Genomic DNA, 5,119 nt, shown 5'->3' on the forward strand with positions numbered 1-5,119 from the left:
AATAGTTTGGTTTAAAGGCAAAGTGAATGAAGTTTATTATTAAAATTTTTCCAGAAGTGATGGTGAAGGGCGATTCTGTCAAAAAGAAGATGATTCGTCAGCTGTACTTTAATTTAAAAACCCTATTTGAGCGAAATACGCAGGGTGTTGAAATAAAAAGATTTTGGGACAAGTTAGAGGTTTATTGTACAAGCGAGCAATCCGATTCGATTCGAAGAATTTTGTTACAAACACCAGGAATAGAACAAGTCTTGGCAGTGGCACAATTTCCCGCTAAAACATTGGTGGAAATTGCTGATATTGTTGTTGAACAAGCGGCCTCTCAAATTGAGGGTAAACGTTTTGTGGTGCGAGCAAAAAGAACCGGTACCCACGAATTTACATCCAATGAAATTGAGCGGTATGTTGGCGGGCGATTATTTTCATTAGGCACTTCCGCCGGTGTCGACTTAAAACAGCCAGACGTCAAAATTGAACTGGAAGTGCATCAGGATCAGTTAAATTTGATTCAAGCTCGATATCCGGGATTAGGTGGGTTTCCAATGGGCTCTCAAGGAGAGGTTTTATCACTCGTTTCAGGGGGATTTGATTCGACGGTAGCCAGTTATTTAATGATGCGGCGTGGTCTCAAAACCCATTATATCTTTTTTAATTTAGGCGGCGCTGCGCATGAAATAGGCGTGAAACAAGTCGCTTACTACCTTTGGGAACAATTTGGCGCATCGCACCGGGTTTCATTTGTGTCTGTGCCTTTTGAACCAGTGGTCGCAGAAATTTTTCGAACCTCTCATGAAACCTATATGGGCGTGGTTCTCAAACGCTTAATGCTAAAAGCCGCAGAGAAAATCGCTGACCAAATGGGGATTGATGCGTTGGTGATGGGCGATGCAGTGGGGCAGGTTTCCAGTCAAACCCTAAGAAACATGGCAATGATTGACCGGGTGACGGACAAGTTGGTATTACGCCCGCTTTCGGTAATGCATAAACAAGACATCATGAATCTGGCTGACCAAATTGGAACGCGCGAATTTGCAGAAAGTATGCCTGAATACTGTGGCGTGATTTCGCAGAACCCAGTCATTAACAGTTCTGCTAAGCGCATTGAGCTGGAAACTAATCGTTTTGATCATGCGGTTTTAGATCAGGCGGTTGCGGATGCTCAAGTCATTTCCGTGGATCAAGTGATTGAAAATATCAATGCTGCTGAAGCCGTTGAAGTGTGTCATGACGTTGAGGGTTCGGTGGTGATTGATATACGTAAGCCGCAGATCGTTGAACGCATGCCTTTGGCGATAGAAAATAAGTTAGTCATTCCCTTTTATGAATTAAATCAGAAGTTTAAAAATTTGGATGAGAATAAACAGTATTTGCTTTATTGCCAAAAAGGGGTGATGAGCCAATTACATGCACAATACTTAAAGGATCAAGGGTTTGACAATGTTAGGGTTTATCGTCCTCATTAGCCGAGCTTTCTTCGTTAGGGTTATTCCGTTTTTGTAATTGATCAACGGTTTCTTCTAAAAACAGCCGTTTATCTTGGTCTAGCCGTTTTGATGCCTCTAGGAAAATGCGCATTTTCTGAATAGTGGTGACGTAATTGACTGTTTCGTGTCCAATCACTTGCCTGGCAACCGTTTCAACATTGTAAAACCAGTTGTTGGGTTTTAGTCCCAGTTCGCTGGCTTTTTGTTGGAGTTGCAACACCTTGCGAGGACCTGCATTATAGGCGGCGAGTGCAAAATTGTTGCGATCTTCCTCTGAATAGTCTGGGGTGTCAAAATAGCGATCCCTTAAATAAGCTAAATATTTAACGCCCGCGTGGATATTGGTTTCTATATCTTGAATATTGGGCAAGTTGACATTGCGATCTCTTGCGGTTGATGGCTTGATTTGCATAATGCCAACCGCGCCAGCATGGCTGGTTTTGTTGGGTTTAAATCGAGATTCTTGGTAAGCGAGCGCCGCAATTAACCGCCAGTCAAAGCCATAAAACTCGGCATAAAGCTGGAAATAATACTTTAAACATTCAATACGTTTTAATAAGTCATGTGTCAACGGTTTCTCTGCCCAGAAGGTATTGTTAAAATACTTTTTATAAAGTGAATTGCCTAAAAAACGACCAGGCCTGGCATAGTTTTGAATAAAACGATTTAGGGATTGCTTTAAATCGGGGGTGTTGGGACGAATTGCCCACCCAATATCACTGCGGTGATGAACGATGATGTCTTCATGAACTTCAATGTTTTCTAGAACTTGATTCCAAAGCTTAGCAATGTGGCTATCGACAACGGTGTACTGGTAAACATTTTCATTGAGTAGCGCTAAAATATCTTCGGACTCCATGAGCGGATCAGCACGTACGACTTCCATGGGGTCTAACCCCAAACGCCCCAGCGTTTGGTTGATGACTTCTAGATGGATGACATAACTGCTGTTGCTGACCACAACCACTTGTTTTCCAGAAAAGTCTTCCAGTCGAGTAATCGGGTCAGCGGTTTTGCTAGAGACCAACACCTCTGCAATATCTTCAATGTAAGGATCGGTGAAATCGACTAAGGCTAACCGTTCAGGGGTAATGGTAAAGCCAGAGGCGGCAATATCTCCGTACCCTTGTCGGAGCTTGGAGATAATGTCGCCAAATGGCATGGGGATAAAAGTTAAATGCGTTTGATAGCGTTCTTTGCGAGGCCCCCGGTTAAGGTAGTTGATATAGGCATTGAGTAAGTCATATTCAATGCCGCGAAATCCTTTTTCTGTTAGAAAAAAATTGGTGCGGTTATAGCTCACTAACACTCTAATAATGCGTCTTTGTCGGATTTCGGAGAGATCTCCATGAAAGGGTTGGAGTATACGAGTGGTGATAGAATGGTGAGACGGCTGTTTTGAACTGGCACATAAGGGGCTTACAGACAGGTTTGTCAGGCTAACCAAGAGTAATGCTGCTTTCCAAAAACGTCTCAAAAGTTTTAATCCTTGCTGTATTGATTAGATGATTTTAAAAGTCTAGCGTAATTAATCAAGCTTTATAACCAGATTGGTGTCGAAGGAAGCGCGTGTAGCGTATCAAGTTGAGGATCAAATTAATAACGCTACAAGCGCGGTTTCTTATTTTTGTCATATCGATTAGTTACAATCGCTTAATGGACTCAGTGGCGTATTTTAAAATAGGAGCCAAGAATGAGAAAAGTGAAGATTGCCATTTTGGGAGCAGGGTCAGCAGGGTTGACGGCCTTATCAAAGGTTCGTCAGCACACAGATGATTTTGTCTTGATTCAGGATGGGCCGTTGGGAACCACTTGTGCGCGAGTTGGTTGTATGCCCTCTAAGGCATTGATCCATTGTGCGGAACAATTTCACAGTCGCCATCAATTTTATGCATCGGGGATTGACGGTGCTGAAGCATTAAAACTGGATTCTGTTGTCGTGATGGAGCGAGTTAGGCGATTTCGAGACCGGTTTACCACGGGCGTTCAAAGTAGCAGTACCGATACACTTAAACCTGAGCAATTGATATTGGGGCGGGGGCATTTCATCGCCCCTAATATCATTGACGTATCTGGGGAAAGGATTCAAGCCGAACGAGTGATTATTGCAACGGGATCCCATCCGGTTGTGCCAAAAGAATGGCAAAGTTTGGGGTCAAAGTTAATCACCTCTGATGATTTTTTTGAATTACAACAATTGCCCAAGCGTATTGCCGTGATTGGTTTAGGGGTGATTGGTCTCGAGTTAGGTCAAGCTCTATCTAGGTTGGGCGTAGAGGTCATTGGGTTTGAGCAGTCATCTCAGTTGGCTGGACTACAAGCGGAAGATACCATTCGAGAGTCAATTAAGTGGATTTCTAAATCATTTCCAATTTATTTAGGCGAAGCGGCAGAAGTCACCGAGGAGGATGGTAAGGTTAAAGTGACTGTTTCTAGTGGGTGTTTTGAAGTGGATGCGGTATTAGCGACATTGGGTCGGAGACCAAATTTAGACCATTTAGGATTAACAGAACTTGGGATTACACTGGATTCGAAGGGAATGTCTGACTTTAATGCGTCGACGATGCAGGTCGAGGATCTTCCGGTATTCATTGCGGGGGATGTTAATAATCGACGTCCTGTGTTACATGAAGCGACGCAAGATGGGCGAATTGCGGGGCAAAATGCCGTTGCTTATCCAAATGTACAGTCTTATGCGCGTACGACTTTGATGGCGGTAACGTTTTGTGATCCACAAATTGCGGTTTTTGGTCAGCGTTTGTCTGAATTAGATGCTCAAGAAATAGTCACGGTTAGTTTTAAATTGGAACGCAATAATGGTCGTGCGATCGTGATGGATCAGGATAAGGGGGCGATTTTTTTATTTGCAGATAAGGCCACTCGGTGCTTATTGGGCGGTGAATTGGTCATGCCAAGCGCCGAGCATATTTGTCATCTGCTGACTTGGGCCGTTTCGCAGAGCTTGACCGTTGATCAGTTATTGAATATGCCTTTTTACCATCCGGTATTAGAGGAGGCTGTTGAATCTGCGTTGTCATTATTAGCCGAACAACTGGATAAGTGATCAACCGTCTGAATGATGAGTGCACTTTCTCCAATGTATGGGCGATTGGGTTGACTGAAAATCGAATGTCAACAGATGACCGAAATTAAGTTATAATGTGCACGCCTTGATTTTCAAGGTTTTTTTTTAATCAGGTCAAAGTGATCGATTTGAAGGTTTGAATAACGTACAAATCGAATCCATATGACCCTGGAATGATCGCTTCGGTAGTGGAAATATAATCGAACGCATTCCAGTAGCTAAGAGTAGTTGAATTTCGAGTGACTGAACATAATCAAAATGAGAATGAAATTTTAGAATCGTCGGCAGAACAAGCAACGACGACACCTGAATCAAACCCTGTTGACAAGCCTTTATCATCAACAGATGAAGGGGTAACCGATCCGCATGCGAGTCGTGAAGCCGATAAGTATGATAACCCGATTCCAAGTCGTGAATATATTATTGAATTGCTTGAGAATGAGCAGAAACCTTTACGGATTAAGCAAATCGCAACCCTGTTGGATATTGATGACGATGAGCGTTTTGAAGCCTTGTCCCGTCGTTTAAAAGCGATGGTGCGCGATGGACA

3 protein-coding genes and 1 pseudogene are annotated in these 5,119 nt (G+C 43.1%); 3 read left to right on the forward strand and 1 reads right to left on the reverse strand.

The genetic code is table 11. The annotated features are described in order from the left end of the window. The first annotated feature begins 26 nt into the window (after positions 1–26). Positions 27–1,463 carry a tRNA uracil 4-sulfurtransferase ThiI gene (gene thiI, locus CYQ88_RS11370; protein WP_101841449.1) on the forward strand — a complete coding sequence of 479 codons (1,437 nt, stop codon included), beginning with the start codon at positions 27–29 and terminating at the stop codon, positions 1,461–1,463. Here the strand turns inward: thiI and CYQ88_RS11375 are convergent. Then, the gene (locus tag CYQ88_RS11375; RefSeq protein WP_101841450.1) at positions 1,441–2,961 is read right to left on the reverse strand and encodes a transporter substrate-binding domain-containing protein; all 1,521 of its coding nucleotides are present in this window, start codon (positions 2,959–2,961) and stop codon (positions 1,441–1,443) included. The genes thiI and CYQ88_RS11375 overlap by 23 nt on opposite strands. A gap of 216 nt (positions 2,962–3,177) precedes the next feature. Between CYQ88_RS11375 and CYQ88_RS11380 the strand changes: the two genes are divergently transcribed. Both CYQ88_RS11380 and CYQ88_RS11385 read left to right on the forward strand, forming a co-directional pair. Further along, positions 3,178–4,548: a dihydrolipoyl dehydrogenase gene (locus CYQ88_RS11380; RefSeq protein WP_101841451.1), complete on the forward strand. Its 1,371-nt coding sequence runs from the start codon at positions 3,178–3,180 to the stop codon at positions 4,546–4,548. Between the two features lie 260 nt (positions 4,549–4,808). Further along, positions 4,809–5,119 (forward strand): annotated as a pseudogene (locus CYQ88_RS11385) (ribonuclease R); the annotation flags it as partial.

Source organism: Hydrogenovibrio sp. SC-1, from assembly GCF_002848135.1.
Lineage (GTDB): Bacteria > Pseudomonadota > Gammaproteobacteria > Thiomicrospirales > Thiomicrospiraceae > Hydrogenovibrio.